This is a genomic window from Kitasatospora sp. CM 4170 (genome assembly GCF_032110285.1).
Classification (GTDB): Bacteria; Actinomycetota; Actinomycetes; order Streptomycetales; family Streptomycetaceae; genus Kitasatospora; species Kitasatospora aburaviensis.
Genome location: NZ_CP134877.1, coordinates 363,579 through 382,237 on the forward strand (window position 1 = coordinate 363,579; position 18,659 = coordinate 382,237).

At 73.2% G+C, this 18,659-nt stretch carries 15 protein-coding genes; 8 read left to right on the forward strand and 7 right to left on the reverse strand.

Features of this window, described 5'->3' with window-relative positions; all coding sequences use genetic code 11:
• Positions 1 to 58 precede the first annotated feature (58 nt).
• On the forward strand, positions 59 to 1,012 hold the full coding sequence (locus RMN57_RS01535) for an IS481 family transposase (protein WP_313761509.1): 954 nt from the start codon (positions 59 to 61) through the stop codon (positions 1,010 to 1,012).
• Here the strand turns inward: RMN57_RS01535 and RMN57_RS01540 are convergent.
• The 3 genes from RMN57_RS01540 to RMN57_RS01550 are packed head-to-tail and all read right to left on the reverse strand — an operon-like array spanning position 1,009 to position 3,568.
• Entirely contained in the window at positions 1,009 to 1,896 is an 888-nt protein-coding gene (locus RMN57_RS01540) for a glycosyltransferase (protein ID WP_313761510.1), read from the reverse strand. The two genes, RMN57_RS01535 and RMN57_RS01540, sit on opposite strands and share 4 nt — an antisense overlap.
• A complete protein-coding gene (locus RMN57_RS01545; RefSeq protein WP_313761511.1) occupies positions 1,893 to 2,606 on the reverse strand; it encodes a haloacid dehalogenase-like hydrolase in 714 nt (237 codons plus the stop codon). The genes RMN57_RS01540 and RMN57_RS01545 overlap by 4 nt, the downstream gene beginning before the upstream one ends.
• Positions 2,607 to 2,665: 59 nt before the next feature.
• Positions 2,666 to 3,568 (reverse strand): PfkB family carbohydrate kinase, encoded by a 903-nt coding sequence (locus RMN57_RS01550; protein ID WP_313761512.1) that lies wholly within the window; start codon positions 3,566 to 3,568, stop codon positions 2,666 to 2,668.
• Positions 3,569 to 3,790: 222 nt separating this feature from the next.
• On the opposite strand from RMN57_RS01550, the gene RMN57_RS01555 reads away from it, so the two are divergent.
• The 3 genes from RMN57_RS01555 to RMN57_RS01565 are packed head-to-tail and all read left to right on the forward strand — an operon-like array spanning position 3,791 to position 7,941.
• On the forward strand, positions 3,791 to 5,767 hold the full coding sequence (locus RMN57_RS01555; RefSeq protein WP_313761513.1) for an aminotransferase class III-fold pyridoxal phosphate-dependent enzyme: 1,977 nt from the start codon (positions 3,791 to 3,793) through the stop codon (positions 5,765 to 5,767).
• The gene (locus tag RMN57_RS01560) at positions 5,764 to 6,687 is read left to right on the forward strand and encodes an inositol monophosphatase family protein (RefSeq protein WP_313761514.1); all 924 of its coding nucleotides are present in this window, start codon (positions 5,764 to 5,766) and stop codon (positions 6,685 to 6,687) included. The genes RMN57_RS01555 and RMN57_RS01560 overlap by 4 nt, the downstream gene beginning before the upstream one ends.
• Positions 6,688 to 6,696: 9 nt before the next feature.
• On the forward strand, positions 6,697 to 7,941 hold the full coding sequence (locus RMN57_RS01565; protein WP_313761515.1) for a hypothetical protein: 1,245 nt from the start codon (positions 6,697 to 6,699) through the stop codon (positions 7,939 to 7,941).
• Here the strand turns inward: RMN57_RS01565 and RMN57_RS01570 are convergent.
• On the reverse strand, positions 7,938 to 8,816 hold the full coding sequence (locus RMN57_RS01570; protein ID WP_313761516.1) for a sugar nucleotide-binding protein: 879 nt from the start codon (positions 8,814 to 8,816) through the stop codon (positions 7,938 to 7,940). The two genes, RMN57_RS01565 and RMN57_RS01570, sit on opposite strands and share 4 nt — an antisense overlap.
• A 50-nt stretch (positions 8,817 to 8,866) precedes the next feature.
• Here RMN57_RS01570 and RMN57_RS01575 point away from each other — a divergent pair, with 50 nt between their 5' ends.
• Genes RMN57_RS01575 through RMN57_RS01585 form a run of 3 tightly spaced genes read left to right on the forward strand, consistent with a single transcriptional unit; the run spans position 8,867 to position 13,124 of the window.
• A complete protein-coding gene (locus RMN57_RS01575; protein WP_313761517.1) occupies positions 8,867 to 9,988 on the forward strand; it encodes an alcohol dehydrogenase catalytic domain-containing protein in 1,122 nt (373 codons plus the stop codon).
• Between the two features lie 35 nt (positions 9,989 to 10,023).
• Positions 10,024 to 12,174, forward strand: a complete 2,151-nt coding sequence (locus RMN57_RS01580) for a beta-galactosidase (RefSeq protein ID WP_313761518.1) — start codon at positions 10,024 to 10,026, stop codon at positions 12,172 to 12,174.
• Positions 12,171 to 13,124 (forward strand): ROK family protein, encoded by a 954-nt coding sequence (locus RMN57_RS01585; RefSeq protein ID WP_313761519.1) that lies wholly within the window; start codon positions 12,171 to 12,173, stop codon positions 13,122 to 13,124. Before RMN57_RS01580 ends, RMN57_RS01585 begins: the two co-directional genes overlap by 4 nt.
• Positions 13,125 to 13,127: 3 nt before the next feature.
• On the opposite strand, the gene RMN57_RS01590 is transcribed toward RMN57_RS01585, so the two are convergent.
• The 3 genes from RMN57_RS01590 to RMN57_RS01600 form a co-directional block, all read right to left on the reverse strand.
• Positions 13,128 to 14,153, reverse strand: a complete 1,026-nt coding sequence (locus tag RMN57_RS01590; RefSeq protein WP_313761520.1) for a polysaccharide pyruvyl transferase family protein — start codon at positions 14,151 to 14,153, stop codon at positions 13,128 to 13,130.
• A gap of 56 nt (positions 14,154 to 14,209) precedes the next feature.
• Positions 14,210 to 15,322: a hypothetical protein gene (locus RMN57_RS01595; protein ID WP_313761521.1), complete on the reverse strand. Its 1,113-nt coding sequence runs from the start codon at positions 15,320 to 15,322 to the stop codon at positions 14,210 to 14,212.
• Positions 15,323 to 15,567: 245 nt separating this feature from the next.
• Complete coding sequence (locus tag RMN57_RS01600; RefSeq protein WP_313761522.1) at positions 15,568 to 16,962, reverse strand: short-chain fatty acyl-CoA regulator family protein; 1,395 nt, start codon at positions 16,960 to 16,962, stop codon at positions 15,568 to 15,570.
• A gap of 345 nt (positions 16,963 to 17,307) precedes the next feature.
• Here RMN57_RS01600 and aceA point away from each other — a divergent pair, with 345 nt between their 5' ends.
• Positions 17,308 to 18,600: an isocitrate lyase gene (gene aceA / locus RMN57_RS01605; RefSeq protein WP_313761523.1), complete on the forward strand. Its 1,293-nt coding sequence runs from the start codon at positions 17,308 to 17,310 to the stop codon at positions 18,598 to 18,600.
• Positions 18,601 to 18,659 lie beyond the last annotated feature (59 nt).

Sequence of the window (18,659 nt, forward strand, 5' to 3'; positions counted from 1 at the left end):
GAGGGCCTTCTGGCTCGGTGTGGATTGCGACATCTGCACCTCAGCCAGAAAGGCCCTCATGCCACACCGTAACGCACCGCTGACCGAGACCGGACGCCTGCGCCTGGCCCGCTGCGTGGTCGACGACGGCTGGCCGTTGCGGCGGGCCGCCGAGCGCTTCCAGGTCTCGCCCACCACGGCCAAGCGCTGGGCGGACCGCTACCGGGCGCTGGGCGAGGCCGGTATGAGCGACCTCTCCAGCCGCCCGCACCGCAGCCCCCGGCGGACCCCGTCGCGCACCGAGCGGCGGATCATCAAGGTCCGCGTCCTGCGCCGCTGGGGCCCGGCCCGCATCGCCTACCTGCTGCGGCTCAACCCAGCGACCGTGCACCGCGTGCTGACCCGCTACCGGCTCGCCCGCCTGGCCCACCTGGACCGCGCGACCGCTCGCCCGGTGCGGCGCTACGAACGCGCCGCACCGGGCGAGTTGGTCCACGTCGACATCAAGAAGCTCGGCAACATCCCCGACGGCGGCGGCCACAAGATCCTGGGCCGTGAGGCCGGCCGCAAGACCCGTTCCGGCGCGGGCTACAGCTACCTCCACAACGCCGTGGACGACCACTCCCGCCTGGCCTACAGCGAGATCCTGCCCGACGAGCGCAAGGAGACCGCCACCGCCTTCTGGGCCCGGGCAAGCGAGTTCTTCGCCCGGGCCGGGATCGCCGTCCAGCGCGTGCTGACCGACAACGGCTCCTGCTATCGCTCCCGGACCTGGCGCGATGCCCTCGCGGCCGAAGGCATCACGCACAAGCGAACCCGGCCCTACCGGCCCCAGACCAACGGCAAGGTCGAACGCTTCAACCGCACCCTGCTCGACGAATGGGCCTACGCCAGGCCCTACCGCACCGAACAGGAACGCCGCGACGCCTACCCCGCCTGGCTCCACACCTACAATCACCACCGCGGACACACAGCACTCGCAGGCAAGCCACCCGCCAGCCGCGTCCCCAACCTCACGAGTCAGAACACCTAGAGGTAGCACCTCCGGTACCGGGCGCTGCTGACGAGGCGGCCGGTGCGCAGTGCGAGTTGGGCCAGGAACCGGGCGCGTCGGTCGACGGGGCCGACCAGGTCGGGCGTCTGGACGAGAAGCGTCCACCAGGCCCGGGCCGCGTCGGCCGGCCGTGAGGAGGGCATGCCGTGGCCGGCGAACTCACGGTAGAGCTTGGGGTGCGAACGTCCGTATCCGTAGAACTGGCGCGCAATGGCCCGCGTCTCGTCGCGGAGCCGGTAGTGCACGACGGCGTGGGGCGCGAAGGCCAGTCGGTACCCGGCCAGTTGGGCGCGCCAGAAGAACTCGGTGTCGTCGCCGCCGTAGCGGTAGCTCTCGTCGAACCCGCCCAGGCGGTTCCACAGCTCCCGGTGGAACCCGCAGTTGGCGCCGGCCGGATAGGGCAGGAAGCCGAAGGTGTCGAGCAGTGCGTCGGACTTCTTCGGCGGACGGGCGGCGAGGGCCACCGGCCCGTTGAGCAGGCGGCGTTCGAGGGCGCCCCCGACTGCCGGATCCGTCCGCAGGGCGTCGACCAGGCCGGCCATCCACCCGGGGGCCACCACGTCGTCGGCGTCGCACATGAGCACGAAGTCGCCGTGCGCGTGCCGGCAACCGAGGTTGCGCGCGTGGTTGACGCCGCGGGCCTCGGCGCAGTCCACCACCCTCAGCTGTGGCATGCGCTGTCGCCAGCACCGCAGGAGCGCTCGGGTGCCGTCGCTCGATCCGTTCTCGACGACGACGACCTCCCACGGACCCTGATAGGTCTGCCGGCACAGGGCCTCCAGCTGCGCGGCGATCGTCGTCTCGGCGTTCCGCGCTGGTATGACGACCGACACCAGATCCACCGGCCGGACGTCTCCGTTCATCCGGAGCTCCGTACGCCCGGCGCCAGGGCCTGGACGGCGCGCACCACCGCTTCGGTGTCGCGAAGAGCCGCCAGTACCGCGTCCGCCCCCGCCTCCCGCAGCGCGGCGGCGCTGCTCGCGCCCGAGGCCACGGCGATCACCCGGGCCCCGCCGGTGCGCCCTGCCTGCACGTCCCGCGGGGTGTCGCCGATCAGGACGGTGCCGTCGGCGTCGAATGCCCGCCCGTACGCGGCCGCTGCGCGGCGCCGGGCCACCTGGACGAGAGCGGCCCGCTCACGTGCGTCACCGCCGTACGCGCCGACCGCGAGATCCAGGAACTGTGCCAGTCCGAACAGCCGTAGCTTCAGGAGGGCGTTGGCTCGCAGGTTCCCCGTCAGCACGGACTGGACGACGTGGCGCTGCGCCCCCAGCGCCCGGAGGGCCTCGACGGCGCCCGGCAGCGGTCGTCCGACGGTACGCAGCTCAGCGGTGCGCCGCCGCAGCTGCGTCGCCAACTCGGCGGCGACCCGGCTCGGTTCGACGCCGCTGACGCCGTGCCGGCGGAACAGCTCGTCCATGACGTCCGGTTCGGTGCGGCCCGCGGTGATGACGCGGTGGAGGGCCGACCGGCCGGTGAGACGTTCGAAGGCGAGTGGGTACACCGCCTCGCCGATGTGGCCGTCGTCGATCAGGGTGCCGTCGATGTCCCACAGGAGGAGGAGCCGCTTCACACCTGCGCCGCCCGTCACACCTGCGCCGCCCGCCGTCACGTCTACGCCACCAGTCACGTCTACGCCGCCCGTCGCGCCTCGGCCGCCCGCCGCACGGGAGCGGGCCCGGCAGGGAACGGGCCCCGCCGCGTGGTGCAGGCCGCGCCGTGCTTCGCGGCGAGGTCCAGCGCGTCGGCCGTGGTCGCGCCGGTGGCGAGCGCGTAGGTCAGGACGGCCGCGAAGTTGTCCCCGACCCCGTAGGTGTCCACCAGGGGGCCCGGTGCACGGGCGGGCCGGTATCGCCGAGGAGCCCGGCCGCCGGAGGTGAACACACCGCCGTGCCGGCCCTCGGTGCTGACCACCAGGCCGGGCAGCGTTCGCAGCAACGCCGGGTCGCAGCGCTCGGCCGGGTCGCAGGCGCTGCCGACCAGTGCGTCGACCCGGACGCCGGACTCCAGCACGGTGGTGAACTCACGTGCCGTCACGACGAGTACTCCGGCCTGCCGGGCCTCGCGCAGCAGGGCCGCGTCCCCGGCGGTGAAGAACACCGCGTCGAACGCGGCCAGTTGCACCCAGTCGAGGGGGTCCGCCGCGCCGGGTTGCAGGCGCTCGCCCAGGGTGACGGTGGTGCGTTCACCCCAACGGTCGACCAGGCTCACCGCGGTGCGCGTGGGACCGGGGCGGGGCGCGGCCAGTACCCGTACACCACGGCTCTCCAGCTCGGCACGCGAGCGTCGCCCTGCGTGGTCGTCGCCGAGGGCGGTGAAGAAGGTGCAGCCGTCGGCCAGTTCGGCCAGCCGGACGGCCGCGACCGCGCCACCCCCGGCCGGGCCCTGCCAGAGCCGGTCCGCGTGGATCACCTCACCGGCAGCGGGCACCTCGTCGAGGCCTGCGATCGTCGTCCACTCGACGTGTCCCACCACGGCGACCCGTGGTCGGCCCGAGGGAGCCCCTGTACCGGTGAGGCGGGTGTCTTCGCCCATCGCCATCTCACCTCTCGCGCCGACCCGTCGTCGGCCTCGCTCCAAGTCGACCACAACCCGCTCGTGCACGCACCGTTGCGCGGACCGGCCATGTGTACGTTGACGAACCATGAATGGCGGGTCGGGGCGGGCTCCGCGATGATGGACCTTTGGCGCCTCAGCGCCTTGGCTCCCTGCATCAACCCTGGCCGCGCGGCCGTCCGCCGCTCGACGGAGGTGCACGTGAAGGACGTGGATGCGATCTTCTTCGATTTCGACGGGACGCTGTGGGATCCGGAGCCCGAGATCTTCCGCGCTCACGCGGACGTCTTCCGGGAATTCGGTCACGAGCTGCCGGTCGATGCGTGGTCGTCGCTCGTCGGCACCATCGGGTGCGACCTGTGGCCGCAGCTCGAACGGGTCACCGGATGCACGGTGGACCGCGCGGAACTGCAGGAGCGGGTCCGCCGTCGGCAACGGGAACTGCTCGACGGGCTGTGCGGCAGGCCCGGTGTGCACCGGGTCCTGGGCGCCGTCGACGCCCTGGGGATCTCCCGCGGGATCGTCAGCAACTCGACCCGGGAATGGGTCGCCCGATATGCGCGGCAGTGCGGCCTCGCCGAAGGGTGGAGCACGGTGCAGTGCGCCGACGGCGACCGGGAAGCCGCCAAACCGGAGCCGAGCCTGTACGTCGCGGCGCTGGCCTCCCTGGGAATTCCCGCCGAGCGGGCGGTGGCCTTCGAGGATTCGCCCAGCGGCGTGCGCGCCGCGAAGCGGGCCGGTATCCGATGCGTCGCCGTACCGAATTCGATGACCGCCTCGCTCGATCTCCATGAGGCGGATCTGTGTTTCGAATCTTTCGATCAAATCGATCTGTCCGGAATCGTCGGAGGAAAGTCGATGAAACAGGCCGGTCCCGTCACATCCACCGCTGCACCGAAGCCTCCGCCCGGGGCGGACGCCGGAGCCGTGCTCCAGCACTACTACTACCTGCCGGACGAACTCCGGGTGGTCAGGGGTGAGGGCGTCTACCTCTATTCCGACGACGGTCGGCGCTATCTCGACTGCTCCTCGGGGACGTTCAACCTGAGCCTGGGCTACGCCCATCCCGAGATCGTGGACGTGGTCCGCGAACAGGCCGGCCAACTCATCCACGTCACCTCCAAGTTCCAGACCGAGCCGCTGAACGCGCTGGTGGCGAAGCTGGCCGAGGTCTCACCGCCGAATCTCACCCGGGTGCACCTGAAGTCGGCGAGCGGCTCCGACGCCAACGAGAGCGCCGTCAAGATCGCCCAGGTGCACACCGGCAAGTCCGACGTGGTGACGCTCTTCCGCGGGCACCTCGGGCAGACCCTCGGCATGATCGGTGCCTCCGGCGCCGCCTTCCGGCGCACCCCCTTCCCCTCGCACCTGCCCGGCGTCGTGCACGTCCCCGACCCGCACTGCCTGCGCTGCTTCTACCGGCAGGAGCGGGCCACCTGCGGCCTGCTGTGCGTCGAACGGATCAACGACTTCATCGACTACGCGAGCACCGGCCGGGTCGCCTGTGTGGTGCTGGAGCCGATCAGCGGCAACGGCGGCAACGTCATTCCGCCCGACGGCTATCTGCAGGCGCTCAAGGAGCTGTGCGAGGAGCGCGGCATCGTGCTGGTCTTCGACGAGATCCAGACCGGGTTCGGGCGCACCGGCCGGATGTTCGCCGCCGACCACTTCGGCGTCAGCCCGCACATGATGACCTTCGGCAAGGGCCTCGGCGGCGCGGGGATGCCCGTCGCCGGCATCCTGACCGAGGAGCGGCTGACCGGTGTGGAGGGACACCACATCAACTCGACCTTCGGCGGCAACGTGCTGGCCGCCGCGGCCGCCCTGAAGACCCTGGAGGTCATCGGCCGCCCCGGATTCCTGGAGAACGTGCGGACCGTGGGCGCGTACGTCCTCGACCGGCTGCGCGACCTGGCCACGAAGGTGGACTTCGTCCGGGAGGTCCGCGGTGTCGGGCTGATGATCGGCATCGACATCGTGGACCGGGACGGCCGCCCCGATCCCCGGCTCACCAACCACCTCGCGGAGCTCGGCATGGACCACGGACTGCTGCTGCGGACCTCGCTGTACGGGCACGGCAACGTCCTGAAGGTCCGGCCGGCTCTGATCATGACCCGTCAGGAGGCGGACGAGATGTGCGACCTGCTGGAGCGGCTCTTCCTCGCGGTGTCGTCATGAGCGGCCCCGCGATGAAGGCCCTCGTCCACGAGCTGTCCGGACGGATCCGGGCGGCCGTGCGGGACGGACTGCAGGAGGTCGGCAGCCGCTACGTGGCGGGCACGGCGAAGGGCGGGGACGCGGAGTTCCCCGTCGACGTGCTCGCGGAACGGGCCGCCTGGGACTTCCTGCGGGAGCGGGGCGAGCCCGTGGCCGTCTACACCGAGAGCGAGGGCCTGCGCACGATCGGCCGCGCCCCCGAGCACGTGCTGATCATCGACCCCATCGACGGCACCCGCGGCGCCGCCGCCGATCTGGAGATGGCCTGCGTCTCGATCGCCGCCGCCCCCTTCGGCGAGGCGCCCACCATCGGCGACATCCGGTACGCGATGCTCCAGGAGATCAAGACCGGCAACCGGCTGTACGCCGACGCCCACGGGGCCGGAATCGAGGCCGCCGGCTTCCCCGTGCCGGTCCCCCGGCTCTCCCCCGCCACCGATCCCGCACGGATGTTCTGGTCGCTGGAGTTCAACGGCCACCCGGCGGAGCTGATGACCGGGGCGTACGGCCACCTGATCGACGCCTCGGCCAACACCGGCGGCGTGTACGTGTTCAACAGCGCCTCCTTCTCCGTCTCACGGATCATCACCGGTCAGATGGACGCCTACGTCGACATCGGGAACCGGCTGCTGCGCGACCGCCCCGACACCGAGGCGGACTTCCGCCGGGTCGGCCACGGCAGCATCCTGCACCTCTTCCCGTACGACATCGCGGCCTCGGTGTACCTGGCGGAACGCGCGGGCGTCACCATCACCGACGCCTACGGCAAACCGCTGCACGACACCCTGCTGCTGGACATCGGCCCGCTGAACCAGCGCTCCTGCATCGCCGCCTGCACGCCGCAGCTGCACGCGGCGCTGATCGACTCGATCCGCTGGTAGGAGGCGGCCGTGCCGACCGACCGTCGACGCGTCACGCCCGCCCGGACGGCCGGGGGGTGGACCGAGGAGGCTGCCCTGGCGGCCGCCGCCGACACCCTCGGCCTCACGGTCGGGCACGAGATCCTGGACGGCGGGTCCCCGGCCCGGGTCCACCGGACCACCACCCCGGCCGGGGACGACCTGGTCCTCAAGGTCCTCGTCCCCGCGCCGGGCGCCGTGGACGGCCACGACCTGGTCTCCTTCCGCCACAAGCTGCGCCAGATCGAGCTGCTGCGCACCCTGGCACCGCGACTGGCGGCGCACTACCTGCCGGTCGTCCACTTCCTCGACGGCGACGGGTGGGCGGCGTGCACGACGCCGTTCTACGACTCCGCGGACCTGGCGGCACCCCTGCGGGAGTCCCCGCCGCGCACCGGGGAGTTCTTCCGACGGCACGCGGCACTCGTCCGGGCCCTGGTCCTGGACGGGTACGCCGTGCGCTCCCACCCCACCCCGGCCGGCCACCTGGAGGAGGTCGTCGTGGGCCGGTTCCTGCGGCGGCTGCCGGTCCTGCGCCGGGCCCTGCCCGGGGACGTGACGACCGCTGAGCGCATCACGGTCAACGGCGTGCGGTGCACGGCCCCGCACCTGGTCCTGGAACGCCTGACGGGCCGGCTGGCCCCGCTGGCGCCCGCCCGGTTGATGACCCCGGCCCACGGGGACGCCAACACGCGCAACGTGCTGTGGTGCGCCCGCTCCGGGGCGACGGAGGAGTTCCGGCTCATCGATCCGCGCGGCTCCGTCGAGCCGTGGGATCCGGTCTACGACCTGGCGAAGACGCTCTTCAGCCTCACCGTGTGGGATCCCGCGCTCCGGACGGGCTTCTCGGTGCGCAGGTCGAAGCACGGCTACGAGGTGGGGTTCCGGCAGCCGGTGTTCCCGGGCTACCGCGCGGCGATCCACCGGTTCCTGCCCCACCTGGCGTCCCACGGAGGCCTGTCGCTGCTGTTCCGCGATGATCCGGGCTGGCTGGACCGGCTGCTGCTCACCCACGACCTGCACGTCCTGGCGGAGGCGCCGTGCCGACTTTCGGACCGCAAGGCCAAGCCCGACCTGCAGGGACGGGATTCCACGCCCGAGGCGCTCGCGCTCGGCCACTATCTGCTCGGCACCCTGCTGATCAACGATCTCGTCGACCGGCTCGACCGCACCGGGCACGTGGACGCCGCCGGCCACCTGGCCCTGGTGACCGACCACCTTCCCGGCGGGCCTTAGGTGTTCGGGCCTGCCAGGTGGGCGAGCGCCGAGTCCAGGTCGGGGCCCAGCAGGCGGTGGCGGGTGCTGCGCAGCACCAGCCGCGGCGGGCGCCGGCAGGCGGTACGGGCCTCCTCCCCTTCGGCGGCCACCACCCGGGTCGGCAGGTCCAGGGCCTGCCGGACGCGGGACATCAGCTCGAACCTGGTCACCACGTCGCTGCCGCCGTAGTGCAGGACACCCGTGCGGTGCCAGAGCCGGGCGAGGGCCGGGCCGAGGCTGGGAAGGTAGACGGGGGCGCAGACCAGGTCCGTGCGGGCGACGGTCGTCGGCCCGGCCAGGCGGGCCAGGAAGGTGTTCGCCCAGGGACCGCGCCCGAAGACGAGCGGGATCCGCACGACCAGGTGTCCGCCCTCGGCGAGCAACAGGTCCTCGGCCGCCGCCTTGGTCCGCCCGTAGACGTTGACCGGGGCCCGGGGATCGGCCTCCTCGTACCGGTCGCGGGTGCCGTCGAAGACGTTGTCGCTGGACAGGAGGAGCAGCTTCGTCCCCGAGCCGCGTACGGCGTCCAGCAGGACCTCGACGGGACGTACGTTCAGCCGGTGGGCCAGGGCGGGGTCGGCCTCGGCCGCCTCCAGGGGGACCAGCCCGGCCGCGTGGACGACGAGGTCGAAGCCGTCGGCCGCGAGCGCCGCCAGCCGGCCCTCGTCCCGCAGGTCCAGCCGGACCAGACCCGGGATCGGCCGGGTGGCGTACGTGCCCACGACCTCGTGACGGGGTGCCAGGTAGGTCCACAGGCCGCCGCCGACGAACCCCGACGCGCCGAGCAGCAGGATCCTAAGGCGGGCATCCGGGGGTGCTTCACACCACCCGGCCGGTCGCCGATATGGGTTCATAGCGGGCATTCTATGGAACTGTTGGTGGACGATCCATATGGGAGGCTGCGATGAAGGCCGTCGTGTTCGAGGACGTTGGCCTGCCCGGCATCCATGATCGGGCGGTCCCCTCCTTCGGCGCCGGCGAGGTCCTGGTCAAGGTGGCGGCCACCGGGATCTGCGGCACGGACCGGGCGATCCTGCTGGGCGAGTTCCCGGCGCGGCGGGGTGTGGTGCTGGGGCACGAGGCGGTCGGCGCGGTGACCGCGGCCGGGACCGGCACCCGTTCGGTGGTGCCCGGCGACCGGGTGGTGATCAACCCGACGTACCACTGCGACCGCTGCCGCCCCTGCCGCCGCGGGATGCCGGCGCACTGCGGGGCGAAGGCGGGCCGGGAGATCGGCGTCGACCGGGACGGGACGATGGCCGAGTTCGCCGTCGTGCCCGAGCGCTTCGTCCATCGGCTGCCCGCCTCCGTGTCCTACCGGCGGGGGGCCCTGGTGGAGCCGCTCGCCTGCGTGCTGAACAACCTCGCCGCGGCGCGGCTACGGTGGGACGACCAGGTGCTCGTGCTCGGCGCCGGTCCCATCGGGGCGCTGTGCGCGCTCGTCCTGGCCCGGCGCGGCGCCCGGGTCACCCTGGCCGAGCGTGATCAAGGCCGGGTGGCCCTCTCCCGCCAGCTGCTGCCGCGAACGGTCCGGGTGCTGGCGGCGGCGGAGGCGGCCGGGGCGGGCACGCCCGATGCGGTCATCGACACCACCGGGTCGCTCCCGGGTGATGTCCTCGGTGCGGTGGCGGCCGGGGGCACCGTCGTGGTGATGGGCGAGAAGGAGGCGGGAGTCGCCACCCTGCCACTGCGGGCCCTGGTGACCAGGGGGATCCGCCTGGTGGGGGCCGGGCCGTACCGGCCGGCCGACTTCGAGCTGGCGGTGGAGCTCGCGCGGGACCTGCCGCTCGAAGAGCTGGTGACCCACGTGCTGCCGCTCGAACGGTACGCCGAGGCGCTCGCGATGCTGGCCGTCGCACCGGCCGGGGCGGGCCGGTCGGAGGCGGCGGGAGCGGGAGCGGGCCGGTCGGAGGCGGCGGGGGCGGGAGCGGGGCGATCGGAGGCGGCCGGGCCGGGCCGGTCGGAGACGGCGGGGTACAGCGCCATGAAGGTGCTGCTCGCCGCGGACGAGGGCCTCGCACCGTGAGCCCCGGCCGCCGGGACGGCACAGCGCCCCGCTTCGTGGACGGAACGCTGTGGCTGGACGGGCGTCCCCGGTTCCTCATCACGGGCGAGTACCCCTACTACCGGGACGATCGCGCGCGCTGGGCGGCCAAACTGGGCGCCCTGCGCGAGGCCGGTCTCTCCGTGGTGACCTGCTACGTCCCTTGGCGGCACCACGAGATCACCCCGGGCGACGTGCGCTTCGACGGGGACGACAACCGCGATCTGGCCGGCTTCCTGGAGCTGATCGCCTCGACCGGACTGCTCGCCGTGCTGAAGCCGGGCCCCTTCGTGCACGCGGAACTGCCCTTCGGCGGACTGCCCGACCGGCTCGACCCCGCGCTCGACCCGGATCGGCACCCCGCCCGGTCCGCCGACGGGCGGCCGCTGTCGTACCAGCGGTTCACGCTGCCCTCGCCCCTGGACCCGGGGTTCCTCGCGGACGCGACGGACTGGCTCCGCACCGTCGGCCGCTTCCTGCGGCCGTACGCGCATCCACGGGGGCCGGTCGTCGCGGTCCAGATCGGCAACGAGGGGCACTTCGGGGAGACCGCCCTCCCGATCGACGCGCTCGACTACTCGCCGCCGGGCACCGACGGCTTCGCCCGCTTCGCACCCGGCCTGGACGCGCCCACCCGGGCGGAGACCCCCGTGTCCGCCGACTGGCCGTGCTCCCAGATCAGTTGGGGTCGGTGGTCGGCCGACGTACTGGCCACCGGACTGACGGGGCTGGCCGAAGCACTCGGGCCGGACCTCCCCGTCTTCACCACGTACTCGCCACCGGCCAGGGCCGACCGCGTCCCCGGCCGGGCGGCCGGACGCTACGACGCCTGGCTGGTCAGGAACCGGGTCGGCGCGGCCACCGCGCTGCCGCGCGCCTACACCAGCTGGACGGGCAACGTGCTCTCGGACGAGGAGGCGCTGGTCAACTACGTCCTGGCGGCGAAAGGCGGACGGGGGCCCAACATCGAGGAGAACTGGGGGCTGCGCTGGGCGGAGGCGAACTGCGCCTTCGCGGTGGTGCCGATCCACCACACCCTGCTCGGCGTGGCGTGCGGGGCGACCGGCATCAGCGTCTACCCGGCCTGTGCCACCGCAGGCTGGGGCCGGCACCTCATGGTGGACCACGCCCTGCGGACGGACCCGTCCGGCGACCCCTCGCCGTTCGATCCGCCGTACGGGGACGCCGCCCCGGTCCGGCTCGACGCGGGCCCCGGCCCGGCCTTCGCCGCGATGCAGGTGCTGACCCACTTCCTGTCGGCGCGGCAGGACACCCTGGCCGCCTCTCACCCGGAGCCGGGCGTGCGGTGGGGCGTCCACCCGCCGTACGCGGCGGTCGCCGCATGGGACTGGGCGAGGAACGGGGACCGGCCGGCGCCCTCCGCCGATCGCACCCTGGTACCCTTCGTCGCCCACTGCCTGCGCCGCAACCTGCCCTTCCGGTTGACGGAACTCACCGGCCTGCGAGCACTCGATCCCGCGGCCGGGCCGCTGGTCGCCGTGTCGGGCCGCTTCATGGAGCAGGCACTGCAACAGCGACTCGCGGAGTTCGCCGAGCGCGGCGGCGCACTGCTCCTGATCGGGGAAGCACCCATGACGGACGACCGCTCGAACCCCTGCACCGAGCTCGCCGAGGCGGCGGCGCGGTGCGGGACGCGAATCGTGCCCCTCGGCGGTGGGTCCCTCGGCGGCGGGCCGCTCGGCGATGACCCCATCGGCAGTGACCCCATCGGCGGTGAACCCCTCGGAACGGCCGTCGAGGAGTGGCTGGAGGGCTGCGGAGCACCCGTGCGGGCCAGACCGGGGCCGTGGCTCGAACTGCGCAGGACCACCGCCGATCCGCAGGACGTCCTCGTCTTCCTCTTCAACCGCACGGGCGAACCGCTGCGGGCACGCACCGCGTGCGGAGCGCACCTCGTCACGGCCGACCTGGTCGGGGGCGGGTGCGCCGTCGTCCAAGTGTCGCAGGGGCGGCTCGGCGCGTGCTACGTGAAGGGGCTCAACGAACAGACCCGCGCGCAGGCGGCGGTCCGGGTTCAGGTGGGAGGCGATCTGCTGCGTTCCGACCGGCCGTGCGACCTGTCCGCGGTCCGCGGACCGAGCGGCTTCGAGGTCCGCACCGCCGCAGCGCGGGGCGAGGCCCGGACGGTCCTGCCGGAGGCGTCATGACCTCGTCGTCCCCGGTCGAGGCGGTCGGCGTAGACGTCGGCGCCACCAAGATCGCGGCGGTCCGGCTGACGGCCGACGGCACGGTGCTGGCCCGGGCCCGCTGCGCCACGCCGCGCCGTACGGTGGACGAGCTGGTCGACGCCGTCGCCGGCCTGGTGGCCCGGGTGCGGGGCGAGCCGGTCGCCGTGGTCGGCGTCGGGCTGCCGGGGATGGTCGACGCCGGTACCGGGGCGCTGGCCTTCGCGCCGGGTCTGGAGTTCGCGCGGGCTCCGCTGGGAGAGCTGATCGCGGACTCCGTCGGGCTACCGGTGGTGACGGACAACGATGCGAACGCCGCCGCGTGGGCCGAGTACCGGATCGGTGCGGGGCGCGGACAGGACCACCTGGTGCTGGTGACGCTCGGTACGGGCCTGGGGTGCGGCGTGGTCGTCGCCGGACGTCTGCTGCACGGCTCGCACGGATTCGCCGCCGAGGCCAGCCACCTGATCGTCGAACCCCGGGGCCCGCTCTGCGAGTGCGGCAACCGCGGGTGCTGGGGCGTCGCCGCGTCCGGCGCCGCCATCGCACGGCTCGGGCGGCAGGCCGCGGCGGTCCGGCCGGCAGGGCCGCTGGCCCGCCTGATCGGCCGGGGTTCGCCGGATGCCGGAGAGGCCGTCACCGAGGCCGCCCGCAGCGGCGACGACCAGGCGCTGGAGATCCTGCACCGGGTGGGCACGCTCACCGGCGTCGGCCTGGCCGCCCTGGCCAACCTGTTCGACCCCGCTGTGGTGGTCGTCGGAGGAGGGCCCGTCTCCGCGGGAGAGCTGCTGCTCGCACCGGCGCGCACCGCGTTCGCCGCCCGGCTGTACGCACCCGGCGACCGCCCGCCGGTGCCCGTGCTGACGGCCCGCTTCGCCAACGACGCCGGCGCGATCGGCGCGGCACTGCTGGCGCTCGACCGCGCACGGTGACGCTCACGGCGTGTCGACGGGTCGGCTCTCCCGGGCCGGCCGGGGCGTGGCCGGGGCGGCGAGCAGCGCGGCCGCCGTCCGGAGCGCCTGGTCGGCGTCCGGCGCGCGCCGGGCAACGGCCCGGTGGCGATCGTGCTCCCAGGTCTGCCAGTAGCCGCTGATCTTGCCGTGCCGATCGTCGACCACGACGTGCGGCAGGCCGAGCAGCAGGCTCAGCAGGTGCCCGTGCAGCCGGTCGGTGACCACCGCCTCGGCGCTGCCGAGCAGGCGGCAGCCACGCCGGAGCTGCAGTTCGGCGTGGCGGTCCTGGGCGTCGGTGAGCTCGGCGACCGCCTCGCTGCTCGCTGTACTCCGGACCGCCGCCGAGGCCGCCTCGATCTGCCGGCGAACGGTCCGTGCCGAGGTGGCCCAGGCCGCGTCGGCGCCTTCCTCTCCCGTCCAGTCGGTCCGGTACACGCCGACGGCCGCGACCGGCCCGGCATTGTCCGGCTCACCGTGGGCGGCCGACTCGTGGTCCCCGCGACGCAGCCAGAGAATCCGCCGCTCCGGCCGTACGAGGCGGGGCAGGCCGTTCATCGCAAAGGCGCAGTCCGGGGCGAGCACGGAAGGCGCGCGGAAGGCCCGGCGGGCCAGGCGCAGGCTCCGCTCGTCCCGCAGGAGCAGGACCAGATCGGGGTGGGCGTCGAAGACCGCCCGGGCCCGGTGGAGGTCGGCCGGGTCGCCGAAGTGGACTGACTGCGGCAGCTGGATGATCCGGTGTCCGGGGAAGGCGCTGATCGCGCGTTCGCGCGCCCGCTGGTGGCTCGGCCACAGGTCACCCAGGTTGCCGCCGCCGGTGAGCAGGATGGTGCCGCTCGGCAGCCGCGCGGCGAGGGCCTCCGCAGAGAAGTCGTGGTGATCGGCGGTGTAGACGACCTCGACGCCGAGCTCACCCAGCAACGCCCGCACGCCCAGCCAGATGGCACTGTCACCGACGTTGCCGTAGCGCGGGAAGCCCAGCAGCGCGCAGCGGCTCGCTGGCTCGACCAACTCACGAAGGATTCCCAGAAGTCGACTCCTGATGCCGACCCATCGCCCGAGCCCGTTCACCGCCCCGCCTCCGTCCGTGGCACCGGCCCGTAGCGGTTCGCCGCCAGCTCGGCCGCCGCCGCGAGATCCGGGCGTCCGCAGGCGCCGGCATCGCGTCCCGTCTCGCGCATGGCGTCGCGGTTGTCCGCCGAGCTCATCGGGACGTTGCGCAGCCGGTCGAGGTCCAGCTCGTCCGGCAGCGTCGCGCAGCGCCGGAGCACACCGGCCAGCTCAAGGGCGATCATGGTCCGCAGGCACTTCTCGCACGCTCCGCAGTTGTGCCCGGGCCGGCTGCGCCAGCACACCGTCAGGTTCTGCAACGCGAGGTCGGAGCGCGCGAGTCGGCGCGCCACCTTCTCCGCCCTGGTGGCGTCGGCACCGTCGTGGACGATCTCCAGCGATTCGCTGGACCACAGGTGGTCCAGCACCGGGTGCGAGCCGAACGGCGGCAGATGACGGTACTCGAAGCTGGCCGCGATCAGGCAGCGGCCGAGCAGGCCCTGCAACGCCAGTGCGGTGCTGCCGAGCGCCGCCCCGTGGAAGTCCTCCCAGCGGACCAGCGGCGCCGTGAAGGCGCGCAGGTTGGTCTCCGCCACGACGGCCCGGCAGTCGCTCCTGTCGGCCACCAGCCGGACCCGGTCGAGCAGTCGGGCGTGATCAGGCCCGGTGTGCTGCTCGAAGTTCACGAACAGCAGGTCGGTGATCGGCCGGTGGTGCGGCTCGGAACGGCGCCCGCCGTCCCCCAGCAGGCTGTAGAAGCAGTCCACGCCCAGGGTGAAGAACAACCCCACGGCGCCACGCCCGCTCTGTGCCTCGTCGGGTTCGCCCGCCGTCACCCTGACCTTGTGCAGGTGTTCCCACCAAGCCGTGTAGATCTCCATCACCGTCCTCGCGGACCGCAGCAGCCGGTGGGAGACCGGGGCGTCGACCACCAGGTCCTCGCCGGCGCTCATGGCCGGCATCAGGAGCCCGGCGAGGAAGGCGTCGCCGCGCTCGGGCAGCCACTCGGCGTCGCCACCGCGCACGGTGAAGTGGAGTCGCTCCGGCGCGCGGGCCGCCCCCGTCCGGACCGCTGCCGACAATCGCCAGCCCCGCGCGGTCGGTTCACGTCTGACATCCTCGACAATCATCGGAGACCTCCAAGGAAACCCCGGTCCCCAGGGACGGGGAGGATGTCATTCAGCCGCCTCGGACCCGGGGCAGGGTGGCCGCCACCCTGGCCGGGCCTGCGTCGAACCACTCCCGATCGCCTACGACCCGTTTCTACCGGATCGGCGAGACTCGCCCGGTGAGCAGCGCACCACGCTCCCGGCATTCACCCGCGCGGGTCAGGCTGCCGGCCCCCGGGCCGGCGCATCGAGGCCCGCTGCGGCCGTCAGTCGGACAGCGCGCGGTAGGGGACGAAGGTGCTGGTGTTCTCGTCGACTTCGAGCGGGCGGCCGATCGGCGGCGCGCCCCGCTGCGGGCAGACCGGGCGTTCGCACACCTTGCAGCCGAGGCCGATCGGGGTGGCGGCGCTCTCGTCGCCCAGGTCCAGCCCCGCCGAGTACACGAGTCGTCCCGCGTGGCGGATCTCGCAGCCCAGGCCGATGGCGAAGGTCTTGCCGGGGCGGCCCCAGCCGCCCGGGGAGCGGGTGACGGCCCGCGCGGTCCACAGGTAGCGCCGGCCGTCGGGCATCGCGGCGACCTGGACGTGGACCCGCCCCGGCGCGGCGAACGCCTCGTAGACGTTCCAGAGCGGGCAGGTGCCGCCGGTCCGGGAGAAGTGGAAGGCCGTCGCGGACTGCCGCTTGGAGACGTTGCCCGCCCGGTCGACCCGGACGAAGGAGAACGGCACACCGCGCAGCCGGGGCCGCTGCAGGGTGCTCAGCCGGTGGCAGACGGTCTCGTAGCCGACGCCGAAGTGGTCGGCGAGGTGCTCGATGTCGTAGCGCGCGGACTCGGCCTCGGCGTGGAACGCGGTGTAGGGCAGCACCAGCGCGGCGGCGAAGTGGTTGGCCAGGCCGATCCGGGTGAGCGACCAGGCGGTGGAGCCCTCCGGGCTGTCCTGGGCGGCGAGTTCGGACAGCAGGGGATCGTGTTCCAGGTACGCCAGTTGGGTGGCCATCCGGAAGGCCTGTTGGCCGGGGCGCAGCCGGTCCGACAGGCTCAGGACCCTGGTGCGCGGGTCGTAGCGGTGCAGGTGCTCGCTTCCGGTGACGGTCCGTACGCCGTGGCCGGAGGCGAGCCGCTCGGCCAGCACCGCCCTGACCTCTCCGCGCCGCAGGCCGATCACAAGAGCCAACTCTTCTGCCGCGGTGTCGAGTTCGTCGATGTAGTTGCGGCGACGGTAGAAGAACTCGCGGACCTGCTCGTGCGGGGTGAGGGCGTCCGCCGTCGGGCCGCGGTCACCGGCGAGGACGGCGAGTTGCTCGGCGACCGCCCGCCGGCTGCGGCCGAGGTCCATGAGCAGCCGGGCGACGGCGGGCAGGCGTGCGGCCAGCTCGTCGAGGTCTCCGGCGGTGACCCGCCCGGTCGCCACCTGCTCGCCGAGCGCTTCGCGCAGTTCGGCGGTGAGCCGGGCGCTGTCGGGCGGGGCGAAGTACCCGGCCTCGACCCCGAAGGCCTCGGTGAGGCGCAGCAGGACGGGCACGGTGAGCGGGCGGGCGTCGTGCTCCAGCTGGTTGAGGTAGCTGGGCGACAGGTCGATCAGCCGGGCGAGGGCGGCCTGGCTGAGGCCGCGCTCCTCCCGCAGGCGGCGCAGCCTGGCGCCGGCGAAGGCCTTTCCCATGTCGCTCTCCCCCTTGTGTACATCGGCCGGCCGGTGTGGGCAGCCTAGCCCGCCGAATGCACGGTCGTACTTCGCAACCTTCGCAGATATGTCGTGCATCCTTCGCAGAAGTTGGCAGCGGTCCACCGGTGACGGCGGCCTGGTGAGCTGCCAGAGTCGTTGCTGCGGCCGGGAGATGCGCAGGACAGCAACGAAACACCAGGTCGGTCGCGGCCTGGTGGGCTGTCCGGGCATCCACGTCCCGCGGTCTCGTACCGCCGCCCGGCATCACCCGGCCGCCCACTCGCCCTCGCGGTGAAGTGCGACACATCCTTCGCAACGAGCACACCCCTGGGGAGCAGACCCATGACTCAGTCGGTTCGGCAGCAGCAGGAGAAGCAGGCGGCGGAGCTGGCCGCCCGGTGGGCGTCCGACCCCCGATGGGCGGGCGTCGAGCGCACCTACACGGCGGCGGACGTGGCGCGGCTCTCGGGCACGGTGCGCGAGGAGCACACCCTGGCCCGGCGCGGTGCGGAGCGGCTCTGGCGGCAGCTGCACGAGCAGGACTACGTCCACGCCCTCGGCGCGCTCACCGGCGGGCAGGCCGTGCAGATGGTGAAGGCCGGGCTCCGGGCGATCTACCTGTCGGGCTGGCAGGTCGCGGCCGACGCCAACCAGGCCGGCCAGACCTACCCGGACCAGAGCCTCTACCCCGCCAACTCCGTTCCGCAGGTGGTGCGCAGGATCAACAACGCGCTGCTGCGGGCGGACGAGATCGACGCCGCGGAGGGCAACGACGGCCCGGACTGGCTGGTGCCGATCGTCGCCGACGCCGAGGCGGGCTTCGGCGGGCCGCTGAACGCCTTCGAGCTCACCAAGGGCATGATCGCGGCCGGCGCGGCGGGCATCCACTACGAGGACCAGCTCGCCTCCGAGAAGAAGTGCGGCCACCTCGGCGGCAAGGTGCTCGTGCCCACCGCCCAGCACATCCGCACCCTCAACTCCGCCCGCCTGGCGGCCGACATCGCCGACGTGCCGACCGTGATCGTCGCCCGCACCGACGCCCTCGCCGCCAACCTGCTGACCACCGACGTGGACGAGCGCGACGCCCGATTCTGCACCGGCGAGCGCACCGCCGAGGGCTTCTACCGGGTCGAGCCCGGCATGGCCCCGGTGATCTCGCGCGGCCTCGCCTTCGCCCCGTACGCGGACCTGATCTGGGTGGAGACCGGCACCCCGGACCTCGCCCAGGCCCGCGAGTTCGCCGAGGCGCTCAAGGCCGAGTACCCGGACAAGATGCTCGCCTACAACTGCTCGCCGTCCTTCAACTGGAAGGCCGCGCTGGACGACGACCAGATCGCCAAGTTCCAGCGGGAGCTGGGCGCCATGGGCTACCGGTTCCAGTTCATCACCCTGGCCGGGTTCCACGCCCTCAACCACTCGATGTTCCAGCTGGCCCGCGGCTACGCCGAGCACGGCATGACGGCGTACGTCGACCTGCAGGAGGCCGAGTTCGCGGCCGTGCCGGACGGCTACACCGCCGTGAAGCACCAGCGCGAGGTCGGCACCGGGTACTTCGACCTGGTCTCCACCGCGCTCAACCCGAACGCCGAGACCCTCGCCCTGACCGGCTCCACGGAGGCCGAGCAGTTCCACTGAGCCACCCCGGCGGTCTCGTTGGGGACGAGCCGCCTTCCACCCCGGCGCCCGGGGCCTCG